Below are 26647 nucleotides of genomic sequence, written 5' to 3' on the forward strand. Positions count from 1 at the left end.
GGTGCGGTATTGATGATGGCGGTTCAGGGTGGTTGGGCTGCAGGAGTGCAAGCGGGGACCCCGGCCCCGGCGGCGTCGGGACCCTCGGGTGGGCCCGTCGCGCATGCCGAGGACGACGGACGCATCCGTATTCAGCTCGTTGCGCGCGACGAGGTCGAAGTGTCGAGCGAAATCAGCGCGAAGATCGCCTCGACGCCGTTTCGCGATGGCGATGCGTTCCGCGTGGGCCAGACGCTCGTGTCGCTCGATTGCTCGCTGTACGCGGCTCAACTGCACAAGGCGCAAGCCGAGTCCGACGCCGCCGTGGAGTTGAAGCGTGTCAACGATCGGCTGTCGCAGCTCCATTCGATCGGCCAGATCGACGTCGAGCAAGCCGCGGCAAAGGCGAAAGCGAGCGCGGCCGAGGTGGCCTACATGCAGGCGACGGTGCGCAAGTGCGCCATTGCGGCGCCGTTCGACGGACGCGTCGTCAAGCGCAGCGCTTCGGCGCAGCAGTTTGCGCAGCCCGGCAAAGCACTGATGACGATCGTCGACACGAGCCACCTGGAGCTCAAGATGATTGTCCCGTCGAAATGGCTCGCCTGGCTCAAGCCGGGCCATCCGCTGACGGTCAAGGTCGATGAGGTCGGCAAGGTGTATCCGGCCACGGTCGCTCGCATCGGCGCGCGTGTCGATCCCGTCACGCAGACCATCGATGTGACGGCCGCATTGTCCGGGCACGCATCCGAGCTCCTGCCCGGTATGAGCGGGTGGGCGAGCTTCGCCGGCGCGAGCCGCTAGCCGTCATGAACGCCCCCTTGCGGATCCAGGCGGACGCGCTCGCACTGCTATGGCAGTTGTCAGCACGCGCTCGGCAGGCGCCGAGCGAGGAGACGCTCGGCTTCGTCATCGTCAATGAGTCCCTTTCGCTCGTCCCGTATCGTCAAGCGGCGTGGTGGCGGGCGCCGGCGCCTCTTCCGGGTGCGGTCGCAGCGGTCTCGGGGCTGCCGCAGAGCGATCCCGGCGCACCCTATGTGCAATGGCTCGGCCAAGTGTGTCGCGAGCTTGAAAAACGTCATTCGACGCAAGCGGACGCGTCATCGACATCGCAGCAGGCGGACGTGCGCGAGGGGGCGGGTGCCGGCGATCACCCGGCCCTCGATTGGCCCTATGCCTTTGTCGCGGACAGCCTGCCCGAGCCGCTCGCTGCTGAATGGGACGCCTGGTGGCCGGCACATGCTCTATGGCTGCCGCTTTTCGATCGCACCGGCCGCCCGCTCGGCGGTGTCCTCTTTGCGCGCGACGAGCCGTGGACGCAGCTCGACGAAGCGCTGCTCGCCGAGCTCGCGCGCGTTTGGTCGCACGCCCTCGCGGCATTTTCGCCACGCGCTTCCTGGCTGCAGCGCACGAAACTCGCCCTGCGCGCCGGCAAACATCGACGCCGGTTGCTTGCAGCCGTCGCCTTCGCGCTCGTCATACCCGTGCCGCTGACGGTGCTCGCGCCGGCCGAAGTCACGCCGAAGGATCCGTTCGTCGTGCGCGCGCCGCTCGACGGCGTCATCGACAAGCTCTTCGCGCAGCCGAATCAGCGCGTCGAGGCGGGCGCGCCGCTCTTCGCACTTGATTCGACGACACTCGCTTCGCGCTATGCGCTTGCAAACAAAAACTACGCCACGGCGCAGGAGGAGTACCGGCAGACCGCGCAACTGGCCGTCACCGACGATAAAGACCGGCTCGACATGGCGTTGCGCAAAGGCAAGCTCGATCAGAGCGCGGTCGAACTCGACTATACGGCGCGCGAGCTCGCGCGCGTGCGCGTGAATGCGCCACGCGGCGGCGTCGCGGTGTTCTCCGATCCGAACGATTGGAACGGCAAGGCGGTATCGATCGGGGAGAAGGTGATGCTGCTCGCCGATCCGGCCCATGTCGAATTGACTGCCTATGTGCCTGTTGCCGACAACGTCGATGTCGTGCCTGGCGCGACCGTCACGCTCTATCCGAAGAGCTCGCCGCTCGCGTCCTACGATGCCCGCATCGATACGGTGGCGTATCGCGCCGAGCCGACGCCCGACGGCGTGGTCGCCTACCGTGTGAAAGCAACCTTCGTCGATGCCACCAAGCCGCCGCTCGGCACGATGGGTACCGCGCGCATTCATGGTCGCTGGGTGCCGCTCGCCTACTATCTGCTGCGCCGCCCGCTCGCATCGGCCCGGCAGTGGTTCGGCTGGTAGGTGGGTCCATGACCACGCCTTGTGAATTGACGTAGCTTCGATGCCCCGCCTTCCGTCCCTTCGCCAAGAACTGAGCCTGACGCCCGGCGCCGCGACGCCGGACGGCGCTCCGACGTGGATGCTCCACGATCCGGCGGCGAATCGTTTCTTCCAGATCGGGTGGCCCGCGTTCGAGATGCTCTCGCGCTGGCCGCTCGACGATGCAAGCGCGATCGTCGCTTCGGTCAACGCCGAGACGACGTTGAGATTGACGATGGAGGACTTCGAGTCGCTCGTACGGACGCTGCTTCATCAAAATCTGCTCGTCGCGACGAGCGCGGCCGACACAGGACGGCTCGCGAGCGCAGCCGCGGCGGGCAAGCTGTCGCACGCTATGTGGCTCCTCAAGCATTATTTGATGGTTCGCGTGCCACTGTGGCGGCCGATGCCTTTTCTGCGGCGCTTCGCGCGTTATGCCGAACTCGCCTACCGCCCAGCGTTCTGGATCGGCGTCGCGATTGCGGCGCTGATCGGGCTCGTGCTCGTGTCGCGACGCTGGGACGAATTCGTCCACACCTTCCACGGCTACGCCGATCTACGCGGGCTTGCCGCGATCGCTCTCGCACTGGGCTGTGCCAAGGTGCTGCACGAGTTCGGCCATGCGTTCACGGCGCATCGCTACGGTTGCCGCGTGCCGACGATGGGCGTCGCGCTGCTCGTCATGGTGCCGGTGCTCTATACCGATACCACCGAAGCCTGGAAGGTGCCGGGGCGTGCCGAACGTTTGCGCATTGGTGCTGCCGGGATGCTGACCGAGCTTGCATTGGCCGCATTCGCCACGTTGGCCTGGAGCCTGTTGCCCGACGGACCGTTGCGCGCGGGCGCATTCCTGCTCGCAACGACGACCTGGATCGGCACGTTGACGATCAACGCGAGCCCGTTCATGCGCTTCGATGGCTATTTCCTGCTGTCCGATTGGCTCGACATGCCGAATCTGCACGATCGCGCGTTTGCGTTCGGCCGCTGGTGGATGCGCGAGCAGCTGTTCGGTTTTGGCGATCCGCAGCCCGAGCCGTGCGCAGCAGGCCGCGGACGCTTTTTGATCGCGTTCTCGTTCGCGACCTGGCTCTATCGGCTCGTCGTCTTCTTTTCGATCGCGCTCGTCGTCTATCACACTTTTTTCAAGGCGCTGGGCTTGATCCTCTTTTGCGTCGAATTCGGCTGGTTCATCGCACGGCCGATCGTGCGCGAAGTCATCGCCTGCTGGCATCGCCGTTCGGCGCTGCGTTGGTGCCGGCAGACGCGGCGTAGCGCGGCGCTCGGCGCGATCCTGTTTGCGCTTGTCGTGCTGCCCTGGCACGGCGGTGTGGGCGCGCCGGCCGTGCTGGGGCCGCAGCGCGCGCAAGGCCTCTATGCTCCCGAGGCGGCTTACGCGAGCGGCGAGGCACCGATCGCCCGCGATGGTCAGCGCGTACATGCGGGTGACGTACTTGCCGTGCTGAGCTCGCCCGATCTGACGCATCGACTGCAAGCAGCACGAGCCGACGAAGCGTTGTTGCGCTGGCAGGTCGAGCAGCAGTCGTTCGATACGAGGCTACTCGAACAGGGTGTCGCGCTGCGGCGGCGCTGGGACGCTGCCCGCGAAACGGTGGCGGGGCTCTCGGCGCAAGTCGGGCAACTCACGCTGCGTGCGCCGTTCGACGGTGTCGTGCAAACCGATGACGCGCTCGCGCCCGGTACCTGGCTGCCGCGCGGCGAGCATCTGTTCGACGTCGTCGGGCCGATGGGGGTGAAGGGCGAGGCGTTTGTCGGTGAAGACGATGCGGCGCGCATCGCGTCCGGCGAGCCGGTGACATTCGTTGCGGCGCTGCCCGAACGGGGTGCGCTGCACTGCCGCGTCACGGCCGTCGATCGCGTCAATCTTGCCGCGCTCGATGTGCCGTCGCTGGCAAGCGTGTACGGTGGGCCGCTGCCTGTGCAGTCGCAGCCGGGCACGCATCAGCTCGTGCCGCTCGCGGCCACCTATCGCGTACGGATCGGCGCGTGCCCCGGGAACGAGGCGTGGCCGCGCGAGATCGTCGGCACCGCGACGATCGGCGCGGCGCGTCAAAGTTTTGCGTGGCGAGCGTTGAAGTGGCTTGCGGCCGTATTTGTGCGCGAGGGTGGCGCTTGACGATGCGATCGCCTTTCGTGGCGACTATCGTGATGCCGAAGACGATCGCATGCTCGCCAGTTACTTCACCGAAAACGTATAACGCCCCTGCGTGCGATGCCCGTCCGCGGCAACGGCGACCCACACGACGGTGTACTTACCGGGCGCGAGTGTGCCGACCGAAATCGACATGTGCTTCGGGTTCGCCGCATCGACAGCAGACTTGCCGCTGACGACGGACTTGCCTTGTGCATTGGTCACATCGATCGAACTGAACGCCGGTTCGAGACGGTCGTCGAAATCGATGGCAACTTTGTCGATCGTCGCCGTGATGGTGGCGCCGGCGGCGGGTTCCTGACGAGTCGGCCTGGCGTGAGCGAACGCGAGCGAGGCAGCGGCAAGCGTCAGTGCGGCGGCGGCAATGTGTGCCGCGGAAACGATCGATAGATGCTTCTTCATATCCTCAGTGACCTTTCAATGCAGTGCAAGGCGGGCGCGTGACTAGGGCTCCGATCGTAGCCGATCGGCCGTAGTGTCGCAAACGAGGTATGCCACCCCATCGGGGGCACGCGAAAATGCATGTGATAGCCTACACATCGTTCTCCTGCCATATCGGACGTCGCTCGCGTTGCCCACGTCGCGCACATTGCGCACGCTTGCCGTTGCCGTTGCGATGAAAAGACAAAAAGAGGAACACATGCGCTGGATCTTTGGGGTGGTGGGCCTGGTGATCGGCTCGGCGATGGCGCGGCTTGTCGGTGCCTCGGATGTGAGCGGGGCGATAGTGGGAGCGCTGGCCGGCTTCATGTTCGGCGTGTGGCTCCGCCGAGCATCGCCGGCGCAAACAACCGCTGACGCGGGCGCGGAAAAGGCTCTCGACGGTTCGACGACGCTCGCTGCGCGCGTCGAGCAGCTCGAACGTCAGGTCGCCGCGTTGACGCAGGAACTCGCGCGGCTGCATTCGCCCGAGGCGCAACCCCCTCAGGTGTCTCCCATCGCGCAGACGACAGTAGCGCCTGTCGGGCCCTCCGATTCCGGCACGCCGCCGGCCTCCCGTGACGACGCAAGCGAAGTTCAGCCCGGAACCGCGGCGATGTCCGTGCCCATGCCCGGCGAGCGCAACGAGCAGACCGTTCCGACCGCACCGACTGCACCGACGGTCTTCGAGCGAGCGGTGCGGTCGGCGCGTGATTGGCTCGTCGGCGGTAACACGGTGGTGCGGGTGGGCATCATCGTCCTCTTTTTCGGCGTGGCGTTCCTGCTCAAATATGCGGCCGACAACGCGATGCTGCCAGTCGAGTTCCGCCTCGCGGGTGTCGCGCTCGGCGCCGTCGTGCTGCTCGTACTGGGCTGGCGTATCGGCCCGCGGCGCGGTGCTTATGGCCTCGTGCTGCAAGGCGGCGGTATCGGTGTGCTGTACCTGACGGTGTTTGCGGCGACCAAGCTGTACGGGCTGCTGCCCGCCAGTGCGGCCTTCCCATTGATGGTCGTCATTTGTGCCCTGGGTGTGTTTCTGGCGGTACGCCAGGACGCGCCCGCGCTTGCGTTTCTCGCGAGTGCGGGCGGCTTCCTGGCGCCGGTGCTGATTTCGACAGGTGGCGGCAGTCACGTCGTTCTGTTCAGTTATTACGCACTGCTCGATGCCGGTATCTTCGCCATCGCCTGGTTCAAGGCCTGGCGTCCACTCAATTTACTCGGCTTTACGTTCACTTTCGCCATCGGCACAGTCTGGGGAGTGACGTCGTACCGGCCTGAATTGCTCGCGAGCACCGAGCCGTTTCTGATCCTCTTCTTTCTGATGTACGTCGGTATCGCACTGCTTTATGCGATGCGCCGCGAACTCGCGATCCAGCATTACGTCGACGGCACACTCGTATTCGGCACCCCCATCGTCGCGCTCGGTTTGCAGGCTGCGCTGATGAGGCACATTCCATTCGGCCTTGCCTGGAGCGCGGTGGCACTGGGCGCTTTCTACCTGATCGTAGCCGCGTGGCTCGCGCGTCGGCGCGAGCGATTGGCGTTGCTGTTTCAGTCCACGGCGGCCATTGGCGTCGTCTTCGCCACACTTGCAATTCCCCTCGCGTTCAGCGGACCGACGACGAGCGCGGCCTGGGCGGTCGAAGGCGCCGCCGTCACCTGGCTCGGCGTGCGTCAACGGCGCTACTTGCCGCTTGCTTTCGGGCTCCTCATGCAGCTCGCGGCAGCCGGGGCATTTTTCGTGAGTCAGCTTTTCGCGAGCTCACCCGCCACGCCGGTGCTGAACGGCGCCTATCTGGCGACATTGCTGATTGCAGCGGGCGGCGTTTTCACCGGTTGGCAACTGCATGGGCGCGACGAAGGGCGCGCGTGGCGTCCGTGGACCGGGCAACTGGGCTTCGCGGCGGCGATCTGGGGGCTCGTCTGGTGGATCGGCGGCGGAGCGGACGAGATCGCCGCCTACGCGCAAACGCATGCCGTCGGGGCGCCACAGCGTTTCGCGATCGATGCCTCGATACTCTTTGCCGTGCTGACAGCCTGGGTCGCGCATGCGCTTCGCCGCGTGCTTGCGTGGCCCGCGGCGCGATGGCCCGCACTGGCGCTCGCGCCGGTATTGGCGTGGCTTTCGCTCGCCGCGCTGGGCTTGAACGAGGCGCCGCTCACGGGTCTCGGGGCGATTGCGTGGCCGGCCGCATTCGTGTTCGGATATCTGCTGTTGTGGCGCGAGCAAAGCGATGCGCCTGGCCGGACTGCGGATGCGCTGCATACCGTGATGTTCTGGGTGCTCTGCTGTGTGCTCGCCCAGCAAGCGTATTGGCGTTTGCGCACGTACGTGCCCGAGGGCGCCTGGAGCTGGAGCGCATGGGCATACGGCGTCGGGATGGCGGTTTTACTCGTGTCGACCGTCGGGACACGCTTGCGTTGGCCCATCGGGCGATTCGCGCGTGCCTATCAGCTGTGGGCGGCCGGGCCGCTTGCCGCACTGCTCTGGGTATGGACCCTGGCCAGTTTGCAAAGCGATGGCAGCGCGGCGCCGTTGCCGTGGCTGCCGCTACTCAATCCACTCGATGTCGCGCAGATGCTCGTGTTCGTTGCGATGGCGGCATGGCTGCGGCGCGCGTCGACATTCGGTTTTGCATTACCGTCCCGCGTGTTCGCTTACGCGACACTGGCCACGGGATTTCTCTGGCTCAACGCGTTGTTGTTGCGCGCGCTTCATCATTGGATCGGTCTGCCATACAGCCTCGGCGAAATGGCGCGCTCCACGTTGGCGCAAGCCTGCGTCTCGATCCTCTGGGCGGTGAGCGCGCTTGCCATGACTATCTGGGCCACGCACAAGGGCGCACGCGCGGTCTGGTTCGTAGCGGCCGGCCTGCTCGCCTTGACCGTCTTGAAGCTGTTCGTGTTCGACTTGTCGCACGTTCAGGGGCTCGAGCGCATCGTGTCGTTCATCGGGATCGGCGTGATGCTGCTGTTGATCGGCTACTTTTCGCCGCTGCCGCCGAAGGTTTCGGAGCGCGGAACAACGGGAGGCAACCTCACGTGAAGCGTTTCGTTGGAGGCTGCGGCGCGACGGTGCTCGCGGCGTTCGCCATTGGGCTGCCGGTTGCGGCGCAAGCTGCGTCAACGCCGTTCACGCATCGCTTTGCGCTCGAACTCGACGGGCGCGCGCCGTACTACGCCCTTGCCGTGCCACCGGCCGTGTATGCCGCGAGCCGTCGATCCGATCTCGGAGACGTGCGTGTGCTCAATGGCGCAGGCGAGCCCGTGCCTTATTCGCTCGATGCGCCCGTGGCCCATCAGGCGCCGACGCTGCGTCCGGTCAACTGGTTTCCGTTGCCGGCCGCCGCTGCGAACGCGCCCGCCGCAACGGCCGGCGTATCCATCGCACAGGATGGGACATTGCGCCTCACGACGGCCGCGGCGAACGCGGGCGCGCGCGATGCGGACCTGCTCGATATCGGTTCTGCCGCGCAGCACGTGGGCGCGCTTGTCATCCATGTGCGGGAGGACAGCTACCAAGGACGCGTGCATGTCGATGCCAGCGCCGATCTGCAAAGCTGGCGTGCGGTGGCCGATGCCTCGATTCTCGAGGCCAACCACAACGGCGAGCGTCTTGCGCAGGAACGCATCGCGCTCGATAACCTCGGGCAGCGAGAGCGCTATTTGCGGCTTCGGTGGCTTGGCGGCGGCCCGGAGATCGCATCGGTCGACGTCGAGCTTTATCCCGATGAAGCCCGCCCATCCGATGGCGCCCGCCAATGGCGCGAGGGCCTCGTCGCCCGTGCGGGCAAAGCTGCGGGCGAATATCTGTTCGAAACGGGCGGCGCCTACCCGGTCGACCGCCTCAGAATCGATGTGCCGCAACCGAATACGGTGGCGCAAGCCACCGTCTACTCGCGCCCGAACGGCGATGTGCCGTGGCGCGAGATTGCGCACGCGCTGCTTTTTCGCGTCGCGCAACACGGCGAAGCGCGCAATCCGCCTTTGGAATTCGCGCCGGATACGGATGGTCAATGGCGAATCGTCGTCGACATGCGCAACGGCGGACTGGGCAACGGCATGCCGAGCGCGGCAGTGGGCTGGCAACCGGCACGGCTCACGTTCGTCGCTCGCGGCGCTGGGCCGTTCTCGCTTGGCGTCGGCAATGCGCGCGTTGCCGGGGCCGCCGAGCCGCGCGACGACATCCTCGTGGGGGGCGAGGGCGGGGAGGGTATCAAGCCGGCACACCTGGGCGCGCCGCTGCCGGTCGACGAGGATGAAGCGCGGCGAGCCGCCGGCAATGCGGACTCAGCGCGCCGATACGTGCTCTGGGGCGCGTTGCTATTGGCCGTCGCCGTGCTCGCCGCGATGGCTTGGCGCCTCTTGCGGCCGCAAGATACGGCGCGGTCGTGACGCTCGCCCGTGCCGACGATCGGCACGCCTGACGTTTCGCAGTGCCAACGCGAGAGCTTTCTTTCAGTGTGCTTACGTGCTATAGATGCGCGTGTTCCGGGTCTTGCAAGACTCTCAGCGTGCTTTCCCGCGACGACTATTTGACTCGCTCGCCGGTTAGGGCGAAGCTACGCACCAGCATTTCTTCCGCCCATCGGATATTCATGAGTTCATCGCTGACAGTTCGCCGTATTGCTGCCGACCAGGGCCCAACACTGCGCGAATTGCGCACCGCTGCATTACGCGAAGCGCCCTACGCGTTTGGGCAGACGCTGGAGGAGGCGCTCCACGAACAGACCGAAACGTTCGAAGCGATCGCCGCCCGCCATGCCGGATCCGACACCTCCACGTCTTTCATTCTCTACACGGAAGGTTACCCGGCGGGGCTGATCGGCGCTTACTTCGACGACGGGCACAAGGCGTTCGTCTGCGCGCTATGGGTCGCGCCGGCCGTGCGCCATTTGCGCGGTGGGGAGCTGCTGGTCAATACGGCGAGCGAATGGCTCGCCGAGCGCGGCGCCGACGAAATCCACGCGTGGGTGACCGACATCAACCGCAACGCGATGCGGTTCTACGAGCGCCTCGGCTTCGGGCCGACGGGCGACCACGCACGCATGCCACGTCAACCGGAAGCGTGGGAAACGCTGCTGGTGCGGCACGTCAAGCGCTGAGTGCGCGCCCTCCTGCCTCCTGCGTCATCTCGTTCGGAATCGGCTCTGACGGGTTGCGCACCGTTCGCTGACGGGCTCTTCCCGCCACCGCAGCCATTCCTCATATCGGAAAAATCGTCGCCGCACGCGCGGACCCCTGTAAAATACGCAAAATTTTTTGCCTCAATGCTATGTCGCTGAATAAATCGCCATTCTTCGAACTACGCAGCGGCTCGGTCGATACGCTCTTGTTCGTCGTCAAGACGACCGACCTCGGTGCGCTGAAGAGCGAGCTCACGCGGCGCTTCGAGGCGACTCCCGAATTCTTCGCGGGCGATGTCGTCGCCATCGATGTACGGCGCTTGGCCGACAACGAGCGCGTGCCGGTCGACGAGCTGACGGCACTGCTGGGCGAAGTCAGAATGCGCGCGCTCGGCGTGGTTGCCGCGCCGCATCAGACCGAGTGGGCCGCTCGCGGCGGGCTGCCTTTGCTCGAAGCGCGCGACCGGCGCGCAGCGCCTCCGAAGGGCGAGCACGCAAGCGCCGCCGCGCCGCAGCCCGCGGACGTCGTTGCGCCGGTGCCGCAGGTCGCTGCGTCGGCGCTGGTCATCGATAAACCGCTGCGCTCGGGGCAGCAAATCTATGCGAAGGGCGACCTCATCGTGCTCGGGCTCGTGAGCTACGGCGCGGAAGTGATCGCCGAAGGCAACATCCATATTTACGCGCCGCTACGCGGGCGCGCACTCGCCGGCGTCCACGGCAATCACGACGCGCGGATTTTCTGCACGTGTCTCGAACCGGAACTGATTTCGATCGCAGGCATCTATCGGACGTCGGAAAACCCGTTGCCGGCCGAATTATTGGGCAAGTCGGTGCAAATCCGGCTTGCCGACGAACGACTGATCATCGAGCCGCTGCGGCTCACGTGAGATGCGCGATACGCATCGCGCAAGCCTCATCGACTCAATTGACGAACACAGGGTAAGGGGAAATGGCAAAAATCGTTGTGGTGACTTCGGGCAAGGGCGGCGTGGGCAAGACCACGACGAGCGCGAGCTTCGCGTCGGGCCTCGCACTGAGGGGCTTCAAGACGGCCGTAATCGACTTCGACGTCGGGCTGCGCAATCTCGACCTCATCATGGGCTGCGAGCGCCGCGTCGTGTACGACTTCATCAACGTGATCCAGGGCGAGTCGAACCTCAACCAGGCGCTCATCAAGGACAAGAAGTGCGACAACCTCTTCGTCCTGCCCGCATCGCAAACGCGCGACAAGGATGCGCTCACGCTCGAGGGTGTGGAGAAGGTCATCAACGATCTGAGCGGCATGGGCTTCGACTACATCGTCTGCGACTCTCCGGCCGGTATCGAATCGGGTGCGTTGCTCGCCATGCATTTTGCCGATGAGGCGCTGGTCGTGACGAATCCCGAAGTGTCGTCGGTGCGCGATTCCGACCGTATTCTCGGCATCCTTTCCTCGAAGACGAAGCGCGCCATCGAGGGCAAGGAGCCGATCAAGGAACATCTGCTCATCACGCGCTACAACCCGAAGCGTGTGAGCGAAGGAGAAATGCTTTCTCTGTCCGATATCCAGGAGATCCTGCGTATCGAACTGATCGGCGTGGTGCCCGAATCGGAGGCGGTGCTGCACGCCTCGAACCAGGGCTTGCCGGCCGTGCATATGGACGGCACCGACGTGGCCGAGTCGTACAAGGATATCGTTGCGCGCTTTCTGGGCGAGGACAAGGCGTTGCGCTTTACCGATTATCAGAAGCCGGGGCTTTTGCAGCGCCTCTTCGGCAAGTAAGCGGAGCACGCCATGTCGATCCTTTCCTTTTTGCTCGGCGAAAAGAAGAAGTCCGCGGCGGTCGCGAAAGAGCGGCTGCAACTCATCATTGCTCACGAACGCGGCGGTGGGCACGCGCCGGCCGATTATCTGCCGGCGCTGCAGCGTGAGCTCGTCGCGGTCATTTCGAAGTACGTGAAAATTTCGGACGACGATATTCGCGTGAGCCTCGAACGGCAAGACGATCTCGAAGTCCTCGAAGTCAAAATCGAAATTCCTCAGACTTGAATGCGATGCGGGCGTCCGACGTCCGCATCGCCGTCGCCGCTGCGCAACTTGCGTGGCTTGCTCATTTCCCCGGTTTCGCGCGGTTGTCGATCAACTGCTTCGCTCGTCAGCCGGCTTTGCCGGCGGCTCCTCGTCTTCGAAAAGCGGTTCGAGCGTCTTGGGCGATTCGGGCGCGGCCGCGGGTGGTGCGGCCGGCGTCAGATAACGATGTGAAAGCGACTCGTAGAGCGGCGGCGCAATGAGCCGCGAGACGCGGCTGGAGATCAGTGCGGTTGCCATCAACGAGATCACGAGCGCATGGCCGTTGATCATCTCCATCACGATGACGAAAGACGTAATCGGCGACTGCGTCACCGCTGCCAGATAGCCCACCATCGCGAGCGCAATCAACATCGGCAACTGCATGTTCGTGAACACCATGTGCAGCAGGTTGCCGAAGCCGGCACCGATCGATAGCGACGGCGCAAAGATGCCGCCCGGTATGCCGGGCAAATACGAGCCGACCATCGAGATCAGCTTCAGGAACGGATAAAACGCCGACAATTGTTCGCGTCCGTCGAGCAGGCCGCGCGCCTCGGCGTAGCCGCTGCCGAATGTCGTGCCGCCCGAGACGATGCCCACTACCGCAACCACGAGTCCGCACAGCGCGCCGAACAGTACCGGCTGCTCGCGATGCAACCGCTGCAACGCGGCGGGCTGCCAGCGCGAGGTGTGCAGCAGGAGCCACGCAAAAAAACCGCCTGCAAGCCCGGTTACGAGCGCGGTGATGACAACGGCGAGCGCGAGCAGATCGGGGAAGTGCGAGCCGAGCTGGATCGTGCCGAAGTAGGTGTAATTCCCATTCATGCCGAGCGCAATCACGCCGGCCACGATGATGGCCGTGATCAGCACGCCGCTCGCACGTGCTTCGAAGCTGCGCGTCAACTCCTCGATGGCGAACACGATGCCGGCCAGTGGCGTATTGAAGGCCGCGGAGAGGCCCGCGGCCGCACCGGCGAGCACGAGCTGACGCTCGATGAGGGCATTCGAGCGCGGATAGAAACGGCGCAGGTTGTACATCAGCGTTGCACCAACCTGCACCGTCGGCCCTTCTCGTCCGATCGTAAAACCGCCGAGGATCGCGAGAAAGGAGACAGCGACTTTGCCGACGAGAATGCGCATGCCGAGCATGCGCGGCCCGAGCCTGGACGGGCCTTCTTCGAGCGTGGCGATGACCTGCGGGATGCCGCTGCCTTCCGCGCCTCGGAAAAAGCGTCGCGTGGCCCAGACGCACGCCGCGCCGACGGCTGGCGTGACGATCAGCGGCAGCCATGCGTGGCGATGCTGCATCGCCTGGAAGGCGCCGTAGCCCCAGTCGATCAGCCGCGCGTAGAAAACGGCGAGCAATCCGACCGCAATCGCGCCGAGCCAGAAAATCCCATAGCGGCGCCATAGGTGCCGCGCATAGCGGACGAGATCGGGGGATCGGGCGAGCTTGGTCCGGAGCATGGGGGAGTGGGCGGCCAAAGTGGCGATTATAGCGAGCCATCGTCTGTCACGCCTCGCAAGAATCGAGGCGATGTTCTTGCAGGATTGGGCGCTGCGCTCATTACAAGCCTGTTAAATCTGTGCCCGTTCGTTCACGGCGGCACCCATGTCGCCAGCGTACGCACCGTGTTCGACGCGCGATGCCGATGTTCTGTAATACGTCCGCATCGGCTGCTTACAAATTGCAACGCTGCGGCATCGCGCGCTGCTGTCCAATCGACTCATCCGTCGAATCGGCCGCAACGATTCGACGTTCCGATGTTCGATATGCGCCGCACGCACGCGGTTGAGGGGAGAAGACGAAATGAAACGCTCGATACTGACTTGGGTCGCGGGGGCGCTGCTGGCCGCGACATTGGCGGGATGTGTCGTGGTACCGGCCGGAGGTTACTATCCCGGCTACTACCATGGCGGCTATCATGGCCGTTACTACGATCGTTGAATTCACGCATCGTTGCGCGGCGCACAACCCGCGCAGGCGCGAACCCTGCTTTTCATGAACGGCATCGGCTCGACGAGGAACGGACGAGGGAACAGGTTGTCCATCGCATTTGTTCGTCAGGAAACGAGGGTCGAGGCGGGGCGCCGATAGCATTGCCCGGTTGCCGCCGTCCGATTCGTTCGAGGGGATCCAATGAGTGGGACTGCGGGGCGTTCGGTCGAAGTGGATTTTTTGCGCGGTGCGGTGTTGATCGTCATCGCGCTCGATCACATCTCGAGGGGGATATTGCAACACGCGATGCTGCATAGCTACGCGTATTGCGATGCCGCCGAAGTATTCGTATTTCTAGGCGGTTATGCTTCCGCGGCGGCCTATGGCGCGGTGGCTTCCAGCAACGGCGAGACCGGTGCCCGCCGACGCTTTTTCAAGCGGGCCGGAGAAATCTATCGAGCTTACTTGCTGACCGCGGCGCTGATGCTCGTCGGCGGTGCGTTGTTGACCCGCGTGCCCTGCGCGCAAGCGGCGATGGCCGACACGAGCTGGCCCGTCTTCGCGCGCCATCCGTTGCAGACGCTGGCGGACATTGCGCTCTTTCGCCGTCAGCCTTATCTATCGGCCGTATTGCCGATGTATGTGCTGTTCGCGCTGGTTGTGCCGCTCATCGTGCCGCTTACGCGCCGCGCTCCGGCGGCCGTGCTGACGTCCAGTCTCGCCCTCTGGCTCGTCGCGCCATGGCTCGGCGCTTTGCTGCCGGCGGCGGGCGACGGGAGTTGGCCTTTCAATCCGTTTGCCTGGCAACTGATGTTCATGTTCGGCATCCTCGCACGGACACACCCGGTATCGGCCGAGACGCTGGCCTCGGTGACGGGAAAACGGGTAACGCGGGCCGCGTTCGTCGTGGCCCTGACCTTTGCCTTCGTCAAGCTCTGCATCGATGCGCATCCGTCGCCGGGCTTCATGAAACAGAATCTCGCGAGCGTTCGCATCGTCAGCTTCCTCTCGATTGCCTGGCTGTGCGCACAAGCAGTGCGGCTAGGATGGTTGCGCAAGCTGGCCGATCGCTTGCCGAGCGTGGTGACGATCGGCAAACAAGGCCTCATCTGCTTCGTGGGCGGAACGGTGGTCTCGATGTCGATCGACGCGGCGTTGGCGCTCGCACGTGTGCAGACGAGCGATATCTGGACGGACTGGCCGATCCGTTTGCTCGGTGACGCGTCAGCCGTTGTTCTGCTCGTGTCGCTCGGACGCGCTGCAAGCGCGCTGAAGGCTCGCAAGCGTCCGGTCAGCGTGCCGGCAGCGATGGCATGGCTTCCGGCCCGCTCCCGCGAGCGCGAGTAGGAGCGGGGCCGGCGGCTCGGCGCGGCCCGCCCCGTGCGTAAAGGAAACGCTCAGTTCAGCGCAATACCGCGTGTCTCGCGCATTGCGAGGACGGCGACGAGGCTGACAGCGGCGGCGATCGAGACATAAGCGCCGACCCACGCGAGGCCGCCGCGGGCCGCGAGCATCTGCGCGATATACGGCGCGACCGATGCGCCGAGAATCCCGCCGAGGTTGTACGACACGCCTGCGCCGGTGTAACGCACGCTCGTGGGAAAGAGCTCGGGCAACAGCGCACCCATCGGCGCAAACGTGATGCCCATCAGAAACAGCTCGATGATTAGAAAGAGCGCGACGAGCGGCGGCGATCCGCTTCCGACGAGCGGTGCCATCGTAAAGCCCGAGGCGATGGCGGCCGCGATACCCGCTATCAGCACGGGCCGGCGGCCGAATCTGTCGCTGGCCCATGCCGCGAGCGGCGTCGCGAGCGCCATGAAAACGACGGCGAGGCACAGCAGCCCGAGGAAGCTTTGCCGTGAAAAATGCAGCGTCCCGACGCCGTACGAGAGCGTGAAGACTGTGGAGATATAAAAGAGCGTATAGCAGACGACCATCGCCAACGCCCCGAGCAGCGTTGGCCCGCCGTGGCGTGCGAACAGCGTGACGAGCGGCACGCGTACGCGCTCGCGGCGCTCGATTGCCGCGCGAAAGGCGGGGGTCTCGGCGATTTTCAACCGGACGTAAAGCCCGAGCGCGACGAGCACGGCGCTCAGCAGGAATGGCACGCGCCAGCCCCAGCTGCGGAACTGCTCGTCCGACAACGTGAGCGCCAATCCGAAGAAAAGTCCGTTCGATGCCAGAAAGCCGACGGACGGTCCGAGTTGCGGGAACATGCCGAACCAGCCGCGGCGACCTGCCGGCGCGTACTCCGTGGCGAGCAACGCGGCGCCGCCCCATTCGCCGCCTAGACCGATTCCCTGCCCGAGACGCAGAATGCAGAGCAGCACCGGTGCAAGGCCGCCGATCGAATCGTAGCCGGGCACGAAACCGATCAATGTGGTCGATACGCCCATGACGAGCAGCGACGCAACGAGTGTCGATTTGCGGCCGATGCGATCTCCGAAGTGCCCGAACAGCAGCGAGCCGACCGGCCGCGCGATGAAAGCGAGGCCGAACGTGACGAATGCCGAGAGCGCCTGAGCCGTGGGCGAGCTGTGCGGGAAGAATACCGGGCCGATCACCAGCGCGGCCGCGGTGGCGTAGACATAGAAATCGTAGAACTCGATCGCAGTACCGATGAAACTCGCGAATACGATGCGCGAGCGGCTCGTGGCGTTGTCCGCGTCGGATGAGGTAGCCATCGCGGGGGATGACGGCGAAGCCGGCATAGGAGTCTCCGTGGTCGTGACGCGCGATGCGAGGCCCGCGCGCGAAACCGCGCCGAACGCAGGCGGGGTCCGTTGTTGTGGATCGATCGGGAATCGCTGCGTTGCTCGACGCATTGGCCGCCAAGCGGTGCGACGCGGCCAGCGGTGCGATGCAATGCGGTCTGGATTATAGCGAGTCCGCCGACCTTGGCGTCGGCGGATGCACGCCGGGGTTCCCACCGCATCCGGGCGGGAGCGCCGCACCGGATGCCCGGTGCGAGCGCTTCAGTCGAACGCCTGGGCCTGCGGCGCGGCAAGTGTGCGCAGTTGGAACTTACCGTCGTCGTTGAAGAGCCAATCCTCGAACATTTCGAGTTGGCCGAGCGCGTTGAGCAGCTTGGGCGGCGGCGGTGGCAGCGGGGCGGCGCGGCGTAGCGAGGCCAGCGCCGTGGCTTCCGCTTCGTCGTCGCCGTTGGTGCGATAGACCGACGACGAGACCAGCTTGCCATCGCGATCGACCTTCATCGCAACGACGACGAGGGAGCGCAGCATCGCTTGCGGCGGGCGTTTTTGCACATAGGACGGATTGCGCTCGACGATACGCTCGGCGACCAGCTTGCGATACTGATCGAGCGTCGCACTGTTGACAGCGGCCGGCGGCGGGGCCGTCAGCGCGGACGGTCGCTGAGGCGGCGTGAATGTGCAGGCGCTCGCGAGAGCCAGCGCGCCCAAGGCTGGAAAGCGCCAATGCCCACGGACGCGCGGCGCGGGAAGGCGGCGAAAAATGGCGATCATGGCGAGGTGCGGCTATCGATGGATGCTCGGCTGAGCGGGGGCAACGGGATAAGAAAAGAGTAGGCTACCGGCCGCCATTGCGCATCCGGGTTCGCGCGATTTTATGTGCGCATGCGAACGAGCGCGAACTGAGCGGATGTTCGTTTCGAAGTGATCGAATCTAGTATGCGATCAGCGACTCCACCCAGGTGTGAAGCCCCATGTCGCCCTGCCCATATCTCATCCAGTCGTAGTCGCCATAACCGGCACCTTCGCCCGGCCAGGGGTTCATGAAGTAAAGCGTTTGCGAAGCATCGTCGAAACCGTCGATGACGATGAAATGGCCGCCTCCGCCGGGCCAGGACCAGAGCGCGATTACAGGGTTGCCGCGCTGAACGGCCGAACGCGTCGCACCATAGGAAAGCGGGTTGCCGTAATAGCGCGATGCGCGCCGCCCCAGCCACCAAAGGATGCCTTCGATACCGGTCGTACCGGCCAGGTAGTTTCCGGAATTCGCTCGATCGTTCCAATAAAACGGATAGGCTCCGCATGCATAGCCGACCGAGTCGACCCAGTTGGCGATTCGGCATTGCGATGTCGTGACGCCGCGGTAAGCCAGCACGGCGTCCGCGTCCGCGCTCCAACACCACTCGCTGTGTATTTGCTGCGCGAGGGGAACATCGAGTTGAACGCTTGCCGCCTGCGCTGCCATCTGCGGCGCTATGAAGGCCGCAGCGCTCGCGATGAGATACGCCGCCGGAGCAATCTTCATGATGGAACTCCTCAATGGCTGAAGCGTGGATCGCTCATCCCGCGCCGGATACTCGCACGCAGCGCGTCGATGATCCGGTGTTCGCTCAGCGCCTCGCGTTTCGTGGCGGCGACAGGGCTCGCGCCCGCGGCGGAATCCGGTCTCGACGAAAACGCGAGTTCTTGCGCACTCAGCAACGGCAGGTATGCCGGATCGCCGTGCGCGATGACTTCGATGAAATCCGCCAGCCCTTGCTCGCTGCGTATGAAGCGCAGTCGTGGGGCCGAAGGGTCGCGGAGATAGTCGCTCACGGCGCGTGAGATGTCTGCGGCGAGGCCCGCGCCGCCCATCTGCACCGTTTTCCACTGGCCGCGCACACGCGCGACCGTCGCGAGGCCGACTGGCCGGTCGCCGATCAGCACCAAGAATCGCCAGACTCCGGTACGGCGCAGGCTCTTGTCGATGCTGTTGCCCGCAAGCAGCGAAGCCGCATCGATCAGATAAATCTCGAAGCCGTAGCCGATCGCGGCATCGCGCACGGCGCCCGGCGAATCCATCGAGAAAATGCGGCTCAGCGAGCGACTATCGTCGTTGTCCATCGCATGTTCAGCCAACGCGGCGAGCGAGCGTTCGGCGGCATCGCGCTGCGGCGTGCCGAGCGCGAGCGTGAAATCGACTGGCGACGAGGCATTCCCCTCGTTGGCCGCGACGGGTGCCGGGCACGCGGCGATCAGCGCCACTGCCAGCAAGATTCCGAGCGACTGCCTGAATGAATGCATGGGGACGGCTCCTTCGTCTAAGGCACGGCGCTGCCATGGCTGAATAGGAGCTTAGGAAGAAGCGGTGCGATCGGCCAGCGGGCTCCCTGAGGTTGAGAGGTTTCGAAGCGATTCGCATAGATTGTCTGCGGCCGTTTTTCCGGTCGATTTTCTCCGAAAACCCACTATGTGGATTGGGTGTGGATTTATAACGAACAATTTGCGACGGCCGCTGATTTTCTCAAATACTAAGATTAATGGGCTCAAGTTCGTTTGAATTTCAAGTTTCCATCCAGTATCGTTCGGCAGGCGGGGTTGCGAGATTCGTCTCTGTGAATCTAGAACTTGAATGAGGCCGAGGGAAAAATGTTTCGATATGAAATGGGTGCAGCGCTCCTTGATGCCGCGGATTCGGACACCTGGTTCGATGAACTATCTGAAATTGGCCGACGGCATGATTTCGAATACACGATATTTGCTTTGTCGATAAGAAACACCATGCCGTTCGAAAATGCGTTTTATCGCGGAAATCATTCGGCGGTGTGGCGAAAGATATACGAACAGAAGCACTACGTGCGCATCGACCCGATCGTGCGCTATTGCCAGTCGAAGCTCACACCGCTCGTTTGGGGCAGCGAGCGTTTTGTCGAGCCCGAAGAGCAGAGTCTTTACGAACAGGCGAGTGGATTCGGCATGCGGTGGGGCGTGACGTTTCCGATTCACGGGCCAAAGCAGGAAGTGGGTATGTTGTGCTTCGCCACGAGCCGGAAATCGGAGGAAGCGAGGCGCGACGTGGTGGTGCATATGCCGAAACTGGGATTGATTCGGGATATCGCTTACGAGACGGGCTTGCGCTTTGCGCGTGAAGGAATGAGTTCATCGGTGCCGAAGCTGACGCCCTGCGAAACGGAGTGCCTAAAATGGCTCGCACTCGGAAAATCGACGTGGGAGATTTCAAAGATACTGGATCGGTCGCAGGCAACGATCAACTATCACATCCATAACATCAAAAGAAAAATGGACGTGCATTCGCGAAGCGCCGCAATGATGATGGCGGTCAAGCTCGGATTGATCGAGGTCGATCGGTTGGCCTCCACGCCTTGTTTTGCATAGCCGCGGTTTGCCCGGGGACGATCGGGCCCCGCATTGGCCGGCGGCCGGCATCGCGCGCGGCACGAGCGTTCGCCGTTCGAGCCGAAGCGACACGGGGCCGATGTCAGCGTTTTCCCGAGGAAACGATTCCATGCTGATAAACGGTTGAACCTTTTGCCCGGCGCAGCCGATATCTCCGTTACGCAGCGACGCTGGTCGCCTGCTGTAACGGAGGAGCCGCAAGATGAGGGATGGAAGCCAGCCGGGTGTTTTCCACGAGACTGGCGCGCCGCGGTCTGCATCAGTCGCTGCGCGTCGTATGGCGGCGGTCATGCTCGCGGTGTGGACCGTACTGCCGTTCGCGTTCGCGCCCCGTGACGTGCAAGCGCAAGAAACGATCAAGATCGGTGTGCCCGCGCCGCTGTCCGGAAGCTACGAGCGGGCGGGTGTCGACATCGTCGATGGCGGCAGGCTCGCCATCGAGCAGATCAACGCCGCCGGCGGCGCACTTGGCAGGAAGCTCGAACTCGTGCCGCAAGACGATGCCTGCAATCCCGACGGCGCGGCGAAGGCGGCGACCCAGCTGGTTGCGGCGGGTGTCGTCGCCGTCGCAGGCGGTTATTGCTCGAGCGCTGCGCTGCCCGAGCTGCGCGTGTTGCACGACCGGCATATTCCCTACGTGCTGGATGCCTCTACGTTTCCGCAGCTCACCGATCACGGTTGGAACGACGTCTTTCGCACGATAGGGCGAACCGACGCGCAGGGAGGCTTCGCCGCACAGTTCATGAGGGACGTACTGCATGCGACGCGCGCAGCGGTCCTCAATGACGGGTCCACGTATTCGCAGGGGCTCGCGCAAAGCACGATCGCGGCGCTCAAGCAAGCGGGTGTCGAGGTGGTCTACGACCGTGCGATCACACCGGGACAGCCGGATTATCGCAGCGTGATCAAGGGGGCGACCGATTCCAAGGCGGATGTCCTGTACTTCACGGGGTATTACACCGATGCTGCCGTGCTGGCGAAAAACCGGCGCGAGCTGACGCCGTCGATCAGATACTTCATGGGCAACGGCACCGCGGACCCGTCGTTGATCGAAAAGGGTGGGGCGGCGGTGGAGGGGATGATCGTGACGACCTCGCCGTTACCGCAGTTGTTCCCGCAGTCCCGCGCACGGGGTTTTGTGAAGGCGTACGAAGCTGCCTACCAGCGCGCGCCCGGTCCGTATTCGGTTTACGAGTACGACGCGATCGGGGTTACGGCACAGGCCATCGAGAACGCGAACTCGACCAAACCGGAGGACATCGCGGCGGCGTTGCATAGGCTGAAGCGCTACAACGGTGCGACGGGCGAAATCGAGTTCGATCAGAAGGGCGATCGAGCGAAGGCGCCGTTCATGGCGGTGACGGTGCGCGATGGCAAGTTCGAACCGTATGCCAGCCTCGATGCCAAGGGGCGGTGGGTGGCGGTGAAGTAGGGGGGCGTTCTGGCGCAGGGCGTGTCCGCTTTGGTTCTATGTCTGACAAGGGATAAGAGGCGGTTAGCGCCGTCTACCCACCAACGTACCCACCATTGCCGAAACTGCGAGGTCATGTAGAAACCGACTGGCCCCTTTAGGGCTATTGTCTGATGATATATTCGGCTTTAGCATCCGCGCATGACTGCAAACCGGGACGACTCCTTCTTCGCGCGGCTGGTCTCGCCGATGCTTGAGCAACTGCGGCGCCTCGCCCATGGCACCCGCGGCGAGCACTCCGTCGACGATCTGAAAAGCGAGGCATGGCTGGCCGCTCTGGACATCCACGAAGAAGGGGGCGTTGAGTTCGAACCGGAGGACGAGAGTTTTCAGCAAGCGATACTGACGAAGCTCCGCAAAGCATTCGGGCGCTTCGCCAATCGCAAAATGCGGTTCGCAGTGCAACTGGACCACGAGCAAGCTGGCGACGACGGCGAACTTCTTCCAAACTTTCTCGCCTCGAGCTTGACCGCTTCAGACGACTACGAGCCGGAAATCGCGCTGGAGCGCGCAGAGGAGAGTGTCGCCCGCGAGAACCATCTGGGGGAGCGATTTACGGAAGCCGTCGCCTACCTGCGAGCCCTTGACCACTTCGACAATGATTGCAACAGGCTCGTGGAGCATCTGGTAATCACGTTGGGAGTGTTCAAGTCTCGAGTGGCCCGGGCTGAGCTGATGGCCCAGCGCCAGCCGTCGTTGTTTGATGGAATCGAGGCCGTCCCGCGCGACTTTGTACCGCTCCGAGGCCGGGCAGTGCGCTTGATAGCTCAAGCATCGATCGAGTGGCGGCGAATTTGTGCCTTGATGAGACCGCATCAACAGCGCTTGTTTTCGGGCGCTCCCTCGTTGTTCCGCAAGCAATGAGCTGGCGTGGCCGTTCAATTATCTGCAGCACGCGGTGGCGCGCCTTTTCAGTCGTGGCCGTACCATGCATCCACCAGCGGGCCAACCGTTACCGCACTGAATTCGCTCCGTCCCGCTAGCCAAGCGCGAACGCACTCGCGCTGCTGTTCATTTGCGGATCCGCGCGCCGAATTGGCCACCACGTAGCCCTCCAAGTCTCGGTTGATACCGCCGCCGAAGAGCATCCCGTTGGGCTCGATGCATTTCTCAAGAAAGACGTCAATGAGTGTATCCCGTTGAAGAGCGTTCAGCGGCGACGCGAGCTCGGCGGACACCGAAAAGCCAAGCTCCTGAAATTCGCCGATCCGGAGTTTCTTTCGTTGTCGTCGAGAACGATGTTTTGCCAAGTCTTCTCTCCCTCGTTGTACCAGCACCCGATTGCATTGGCTCATGTTTCTGAGCCGGCGCCGGGGCGATCGTTCATTAGGCCAGACGCATTTTACATCTGGTGCTATCGAGGAAATCTCGCACGGCGTTGGCACCAACAAGCGGACGCGCTCGATGCCATCCAGGCTATCTCGCCTTCGAATTTGCAGCACATCACTGCTCGAGCTTCGGCGGCAGCGGCGAACGCGCGATACGGCAAGCCTGTTCTCACATCGAATGGGGCGCGAAATTCGCCGCCGCAGCGATGTGGCAGCGCCGATGGGGGCAAGTCTTCCCGCTCTTCGCTTATCCGCCGGAACTACGCGAATCGCATACAACTCGACCGAGAGCCGAAAGGCCGCTGTTTCGAACTCTCCGTCAAAATACGGCGGTAAAAGGATTCGCTTCCCCTACATCATGAGTCGTTACCTGACGCGAAACGAACTCGCCGAACTGGTCGGCTGCAAACCGACCAGCCTGGCATGCAACCACAGCCTACCGCTCGCTTGCGAACCCGCGACTAAGAAGCCTTTCGGCGTCGCCCCTCGCGTAACGGTCGGACGATGAATCGGTAGATCGTCCAGACAGTGATGCATGCGGCCGCCAACGAGACAAAAAAATAGAAGAGCAGCAACAGAGTTTCCCCTTCATCGGCTCCGCGCACATTGAAGAGGTCCGCGAGGAAGAAGTAGACCTTTTGGCCGCCGGCGCTCTTGCGAACATCGTCGACCCACTGCCAGCTATAGATCAGCTTCAAGTACAGGTATGTCAACGCCGCTACCATCGCCGTGCGCAGCACATATTTCATTTCACCTCCACGACGCCGTAGTAACGCGCTTTTGTGCCCGGAATATAGCTGGGCGGAAGTGAGAGGAGGTAGGTACGGAGCTGATTAAAACGCGATTGGTCCGTGAGGGTAATACAGCCTTCACTGAGACGCTGACGGCCCGCGGGATGGAGGCGGAAGTTATTTCTGCGTACGCCACTCACGATGACCCAATCGGCCATCGGCTGTGTCACCGGGTGTAGCGAGAACCACTCATTGCGGTGTGAGTTGCTGAACTCGTCCTTGATGGGATCCCACAGCCAGCCAAGGCGCCCGCCGCTCTCCCGCGCGATGATGTAGTAGCGCCCCTTCGGAATCGGTCCCGCCTTTGCCAATGCCGTATCGGCGGCCCTATTCTCGTGTCCGACGTCGCCGGAGAAAGCTGGAAAGGTGAGCCTATCGCAAGTCAGCTTGCTGATAGGCTGGCCGTTCAGAACGAATGTGCAGTTCGCTGCCATTGACTTGTGCCCTCGATCGTCTTTTTATTGGTGGGCGAAAGCATATCAAATCCTGAGGCGCGTTCACGTCCCTATGCCCCAGATACATAGCGCCCGCCGCGCGGCTGAGCGAGATGAGACACGAGCAGCGCGGGCGATCGCGCCCCGCGTGAGTGATACGGAATGGCCTAAATGCCGCCTAGCGGGGCTCCGATGAGTTCGGCGGAGAAAACAGTGGCAAGTGCCAGGGCGTGACCGCACCAACAGCCTACCCACCTACCGCCCCCCCCAAACTTCGCGACTAAACCGGACTATTCGCAACGACTCCGGACTATTTCGATTTTGGATTCTTCTTTGTGAGCCTTATGCAGCAAGGGAATTGGCGATTTAACCGAATTGTCCAAGATTGTTTCGAGCGGTGCGAATACCTTTGTACCCTGTTCGGCACCGACGCGCCGGCAACGGATCGGACCGGACTGGTGAGCTTGAATCGCGCCATCTATTTGCTCGCTACGCGCCATCTCGGCAACGCTGTCGCGCCATACGTGCTCAATGCAGACGTTCGCGCCAATCGCGCGCTCGCTCGTCTGGTATCAGCAATACCTCACGGCACTGGTGGGCGTCAGCCAATTCATTCAACGGGCGCTTGATGACCGCCTTTGGACGCCATGTTGCTTGCTCAGCGGAGCACCTTTCCCGCATGACGCCCTGAGCGACTGGACTCAGCTCGATATTGCAGGCGCGGTTTCTGCGGCGGCCCGCACATTCTGGGAAAACCCTCCGACCAGCGGAGCCGACTCCGAGGCGTGGCCGGATTATGTTGCGCGTGCGCCCGGCGTGGGCATCGAGCAGCGCGAACTTGACGGTTTATTCGCCGGGACGATGGGGCGATCGGTCACCCCAGCGGAGCCGAGCGCGTCTGAACCGAATCTGTCGTCGAATGGGCCGCCGCCTGTATCGACCGGCACCGGCCTTCTGCCCGATTCGCCTGCGATCAACGCAAGTTGCAGTGCGCATGCCGACCACGACGCCCCGTCAGTTCCAGCGAACGCGCCGATTTCCGCCGGCATAACGCATCGAGTCAAAACTCGCCGCCGCGACATTCTGAGTCCGGTGATAGACAAGGCCGTCCAGGCAGCCGGAAGCCGTGAGTTCCAGGCTGGCTGTCATCCGATGCGCGCAAGCACTGGCCGACGATCGCCGAGCCATTGCGCGCGGCGGGCCTGTTGACCGCGCTCGATACTACCGCGCTGGCGCTCTATTGCGAGGCGTTCGTCACCTGGAAAGACGCGAGCGACAAGGTCGTGAAGCATGGCGCCGTCATCAAGGGCGCAGCGGGTTATCCCGTCAAATCGCCCTATTTACGCATTGCAAATCGGGCATACGATCAAATGACGCGCATGTTGGCCGAGTTCGGCATGACGCCCTCGAGCCGGTCGCGTTGCACGGTCACGAAGCCAGACGATCCCGGGCCGTATGCGAAGTTATGAGGAAGACTTGACCCAGCGACCGTAACGGACCAGCAGTCACCACTTTCATGGCGCAGATGTTCTCACTTATGCAACAGAACAGGCGAGTGCCCAGCAAGAATTAGCTCAAGACGTCATGCATCGAGACGACGCAAACGAACAATGATGGTGCGGAAACCTGCGAATCGCCCGCCCGGGCGAGGCGTGATGAGATGCCCGGAGATCAACTCGCGTCTCATAAACGAAACTTTTCTGACCTTCGCATGCATTTCCAGCCAATCATCGCGACGAGCGGCCATGCGTACACGCGATCTGCGCAACATGGTCTGCCATTTGCATGGGGAAATCGCCGGCGCGCGAGAGAATGTGCACCGGACCGCTATTCACAAATTGAGTCCAATCGAAATCACAAATTAAACCCATCGGGGAGGGGCATATGACTAGCAGAAGGATCATAGTGTGTTGGCTCGCGGCTTTGGCTGTAGCCGAACTGGCCGGCTGCGTCACACCTGGGACAGATGCAATTCAGATGGGGGTAGAAAAGAGCCGGACCTACGACGCGGCATTCGATGCGGTGTGGCCTGCGATAGTCGGCAGTGTTGCTGACCGAAACCTGCCCATCACCACGCTGGAAAAAGCGAGTGGGCTGATCGCCATAAGCGGAGTGTCTTACTCCCCCGCCGACGCAGAGGAAGGCCGGCGAGGGTCAGTGAACGGTGTTCCTGACCGCATTACGGCCCGTTCCGCCAAGTTCAACATCTTCGCCACTCGTCTCAACAACGGGAGAACGAACGTCCGGGTCAACACGAGCTTCATGATGCAGATTCGAACCGGCAACGGTTCGCAGCTGTTTCCGTTTCGCTATGAATGGGAATACGCGTACTCGAACGGAAACGTTGAAAAGCTCATCCTGAACGACGTCAGCTATCGTATTAAGCCGCATTAACCACTGAAACCGATATCCGCGATCAAATCGGACCAAAGGTGCACTTGGCAATTCTCCGGCGAGGGCAGGGACTTCGTTCAATCGCCGGTTCCAACCGTCTTGTTGCGTCCCAGGTTAGACCATATGGCATCGCGGACCCATGGCGGTCATCTGCCCTAGCTGCGACGGTAACGCGAAATGACTTCG

26 protein-coding genes are annotated in these 26647 nt (G+C 63.3%); 17 read left to right on the forward strand and 9 right to left on the reverse strand.

The genetic code is table 11. The annotated features are described in order from the left end of the window. Positions 1-12: 12 nt before the first annotated feature. The 3 genes from ACR9ZC_RS12235 to ACR9ZC_RS12245 are packed head-to-tail and all read left to right on the forward strand — an operon-like array spanning position 13 to position 4362. On the forward strand, positions 13-780 hold the full coding sequence (locus tag ACR9ZC_RS12235) for an efflux RND transporter periplasmic adaptor subunit (RefSeq protein WP_481582655.1): 768 nt from the start codon (positions 13-15) through the stop codon (positions 778-780). 5 nt (positions 781-785) lie between these two features. Beyond that, the gene (locus ACR9ZC_RS12240; RefSeq protein ID WP_481580477.1) at positions 786-2210 is read left to right on the forward strand and encodes an efflux RND transporter periplasmic adaptor subunit; all 1425 of its coding nucleotides are present in this window, start codon (positions 786-788) and stop codon (positions 2208-2210) included. Positions 2211-2250: 40 nt separating this feature from the next. Further along, on the forward strand, positions 2251-4362 hold the full coding sequence (locus ACR9ZC_RS12245) for a site-2 protease family protein (protein WP_481580478.1): 2112 nt from the start codon (positions 2251-2253) through the stop codon (positions 4360-4362). A 60-nt stretch (positions 4363-4422) separates the two neighbouring features. Here ACR9ZC_RS12245 and ACR9ZC_RS12250 read toward each other — a convergent pair whose 3' ends face one another. After that, on the reverse strand, positions 4423-4800 hold the full coding sequence (locus ACR9ZC_RS12250) for a copper resistance protein CopC (protein ID WP_481580479.1): 378 nt from the start codon (positions 4798-4800) through the stop codon (positions 4423-4425). A gap of 238 nt (positions 4801-5038) precedes the next feature. Here ACR9ZC_RS12250 and ACR9ZC_RS12255 point away from each other — a divergent pair, with 238 nt between their 5' ends. The 6 genes from ACR9ZC_RS12255 (at position 5039) to minE (ending at position 11973) form a co-directional block, all read left to right on the forward strand. After that, complete coding sequence (locus ACR9ZC_RS12255; protein ID WP_481580480.1) at positions 5039-7864, forward strand: DUF2339 domain-containing protein; 2826 nt, start codon at positions 5039-5041, stop codon at positions 7862-7864. Further along, on the forward strand, positions 7861-9213 hold the full coding sequence (locus tag ACR9ZC_RS12260; RefSeq protein WP_481580481.1) for a DUF3999 domain-containing protein: 1353 nt from the start codon (positions 7861-7863) through the stop codon (positions 9211-9213). The genes ACR9ZC_RS12255 and ACR9ZC_RS12260 overlap by 4 nt, the downstream gene beginning before the upstream one ends. 203 nt (positions 9214-9416) lie before the next feature. Then, on the forward strand, positions 9417-9923 hold the full coding sequence (locus ACR9ZC_RS12265) for a GNAT family N-acetyltransferase (protein WP_440561234.1): 507 nt from the start codon (positions 9417-9419) through the stop codon (positions 9921-9923). Between the two features lie 170 nt (positions 9924-10093). Continuing rightward, on the forward strand, positions 10094-10831 hold the full coding sequence (minC, locus tag ACR9ZC_RS12270; protein ID WP_481580482.1) for a septum site-determining protein MinC: 738 nt from the start codon (positions 10094-10096) through the stop codon (positions 10829-10831). 62 nt (positions 10832-10893) lie between these two features. Continuing rightward, a complete protein-coding gene (gene minD, locus ACR9ZC_RS12275) occupies positions 10894-11706 on the forward strand; it encodes a septum site-determining protein MinD (RefSeq protein ID WP_331573128.1) in 813 nt (270 codons plus the stop codon). Positions 11707-11718: 12 nt separating this feature from the next. Beyond that, positions 11719-11973 (forward strand): cell division topological specificity factor MinE, encoded by a 255-nt coding sequence (minE, locus tag ACR9ZC_RS12280; RefSeq protein ID WP_173257066.1) that lies wholly within the window; start codon positions 11719-11721, stop codon positions 11971-11973. Between the two features lie 90 nt (positions 11974-12063). On the opposite strand, the gene ACR9ZC_RS12285 is transcribed toward minE, so the two are convergent. Next, on the reverse strand, positions 12064-13461 hold the full coding sequence (locus ACR9ZC_RS12285) for a chloride channel protein (protein ID WP_481580483.1): 1398 nt from the start codon (positions 13459-13461) through the stop codon (positions 12064-12066). A 343-nt stretch (positions 13462-13804) separates the two neighbouring features. On the opposite strand from ACR9ZC_RS12285, the gene ACR9ZC_RS12290 reads away from it, so the two are divergent. Both ACR9ZC_RS12290 and opgC read left to right on the forward strand, forming a co-directional pair. After that, positions 13805-13942, forward strand: coding sequence for a hypothetical protein (locus tag ACR9ZC_RS12290; protein WP_331573132.1), 138 nt, complete (start codon positions 13805-13807; stop codon positions 13940-13942). A gap of 192 nt (positions 13943-14134) precedes the next feature. After that, on the forward strand, positions 14135-15280 hold the full coding sequence (gene opgC / locus ACR9ZC_RS12295) for an OpgC domain-containing protein (RefSeq protein ID WP_481580484.1): 1146 nt from the start codon (positions 14135-14137) through the stop codon (positions 15278-15280). Between the two features lie 50 nt (positions 15281-15330). Here opgC and ACR9ZC_RS12300 read toward each other — a convergent pair whose 3' ends face one another. The 4 genes from ACR9ZC_RS12300 to ACR9ZC_RS12315 all read right to left on the reverse strand — a co-directional run bounded on the left by ACR9ZC_RS12300 (position 15331) and on the right by ACR9ZC_RS12315 (position 18930). Next, positions 15331-16647 (reverse strand): MFS transporter, encoded by a 1317-nt coding sequence (locus ACR9ZC_RS12300; protein ID WP_481580485.1) that lies wholly within the window; start codon positions 16645-16647, stop codon positions 15331-15333. 264 nt (positions 16648-16911) lie between these two features. Then, entirely contained in the window at positions 16912-17421 is a 510-nt protein-coding gene (locus ACR9ZC_RS12305) for a TonB family protein (protein ID WP_331573139.1), read from the reverse strand. Between the two features lie 160 nt (positions 17422-17581). Beyond that, positions 17582-18172, reverse strand: a complete 591-nt coding sequence (locus tag ACR9ZC_RS12310) for a C39 family peptidase (protein ID WP_481580486.1) — start codon at positions 18170-18172, stop codon at positions 17582-17584. An 11-nt stretch (positions 18173-18183) separates the two neighbouring features. After that, positions 18184-18930: a hypothetical protein gene (locus ACR9ZC_RS12315; RefSeq protein ID WP_481580487.1), complete on the reverse strand. Its 747-nt coding sequence runs from the start codon at positions 18928-18930 to the stop codon at positions 18184-18186. A gap of 324 nt (positions 18931-19254) precedes the next feature. Between ACR9ZC_RS12315 and ACR9ZC_RS12320 the strand changes: the two genes are divergently transcribed. From ACR9ZC_RS12320 to ACR9ZC_RS12330, 3 genes are all read left to right on the forward strand, one after another. Further along, positions 19255-20022, forward strand: a complete 768-nt coding sequence (locus tag ACR9ZC_RS12320) for a helix-turn-helix transcriptional regulator (RefSeq protein WP_481580488.1) — start codon at positions 19255-19257, stop codon at positions 20020-20022. A 310-nt stretch (positions 20023-20332) separates the two neighbouring features. Further along, positions 20333-21475: a branched-chain amino acid ABC transporter substrate-binding protein gene (locus ACR9ZC_RS12325; RefSeq protein ID WP_481580489.1), complete on the forward strand. Its 1143-nt coding sequence runs from the start codon at positions 20333-20335 to the stop codon at positions 21473-21475. 180 nt (positions 21476-21655) lie between these two features. Continuing rightward, entirely contained in the window at positions 21656-22378 is a 723-nt protein-coding gene (locus ACR9ZC_RS12330) for a hypothetical protein (RefSeq protein WP_481580490.1), read from the forward strand. Between the two features lie 47 nt (positions 22379-22425). On the opposite strand, the gene ACR9ZC_RS12335 is transcribed toward ACR9ZC_RS12330, so the two are convergent. From ACR9ZC_RS12335 to ACR9ZC_RS12345, 3 genes are all read right to left on the reverse strand, one after another. Further along, positions 22426-22764: a YggL 50S ribosome-binding family protein gene (locus tag ACR9ZC_RS12335; protein ID WP_481580491.1), complete on the reverse strand. Its 339-nt coding sequence runs from the start codon at positions 22762-22764 to the stop codon at positions 22426-22428. Positions 22765-23303: 539 nt separating this feature from the next. Beyond that, positions 23304-23591, reverse strand: a complete 288-nt coding sequence (locus ACR9ZC_RS12340; protein ID WP_331573149.1) for a hypothetical protein — start codon at positions 23589-23591, stop codon at positions 23304-23306. Beyond that, on the reverse strand, positions 23588-24067 hold the full coding sequence (locus ACR9ZC_RS12345) for a DUF2778 domain-containing protein (protein ID WP_481580492.1): 480 nt from the start codon (positions 24065-24067) through the stop codon (positions 23588-23590). Before ACR9ZC_RS12345 ends, ACR9ZC_RS12340 begins: the two co-directional genes overlap by 4 nt. Before the next feature lie 531 nt (positions 24068-24598). Here ACR9ZC_RS12345 and ACR9ZC_RS12350 point away from each other — a divergent pair. The 3 genes from ACR9ZC_RS12350 (at position 24599) to ACR9ZC_RS12360 (ending at position 26461) form a co-directional block, all read left to right on the forward strand. Next, positions 24599-25276 carry a hypothetical protein gene (locus ACR9ZC_RS12350; protein ID WP_481580493.1) on the forward strand — a complete coding sequence of 226 codons (678 nt, stop codon included), beginning with the start codon at positions 24599-24601 and terminating at the stop codon, positions 25274-25276. Then, positions 25255-25536: a phage terminase small subunit P27 family gene (locus ACR9ZC_RS12355; protein ID WP_481580494.1), complete on the forward strand. Its 282-nt coding sequence runs from the start codon at positions 25255-25257 to the stop codon at positions 25534-25536. The genes ACR9ZC_RS12350 and ACR9ZC_RS12355 overlap by 22 nt, the downstream gene beginning before the upstream one ends. Before the next feature lie 454 nt (positions 25537-25990). Further along, complete coding sequence (locus tag ACR9ZC_RS12360; RefSeq protein WP_481580495.1) at positions 25991-26461, forward strand: hypothetical protein; 471 nt, start codon at positions 25991-25993, stop codon at positions 26459-26461. The last annotated feature ends 186 nt before the right edge of the window (positions 26462-26647 follow it).

The sequence above is a fragment of the Trinickia sp. HAY1-2D genome (genome assembly GCF_056754935.1).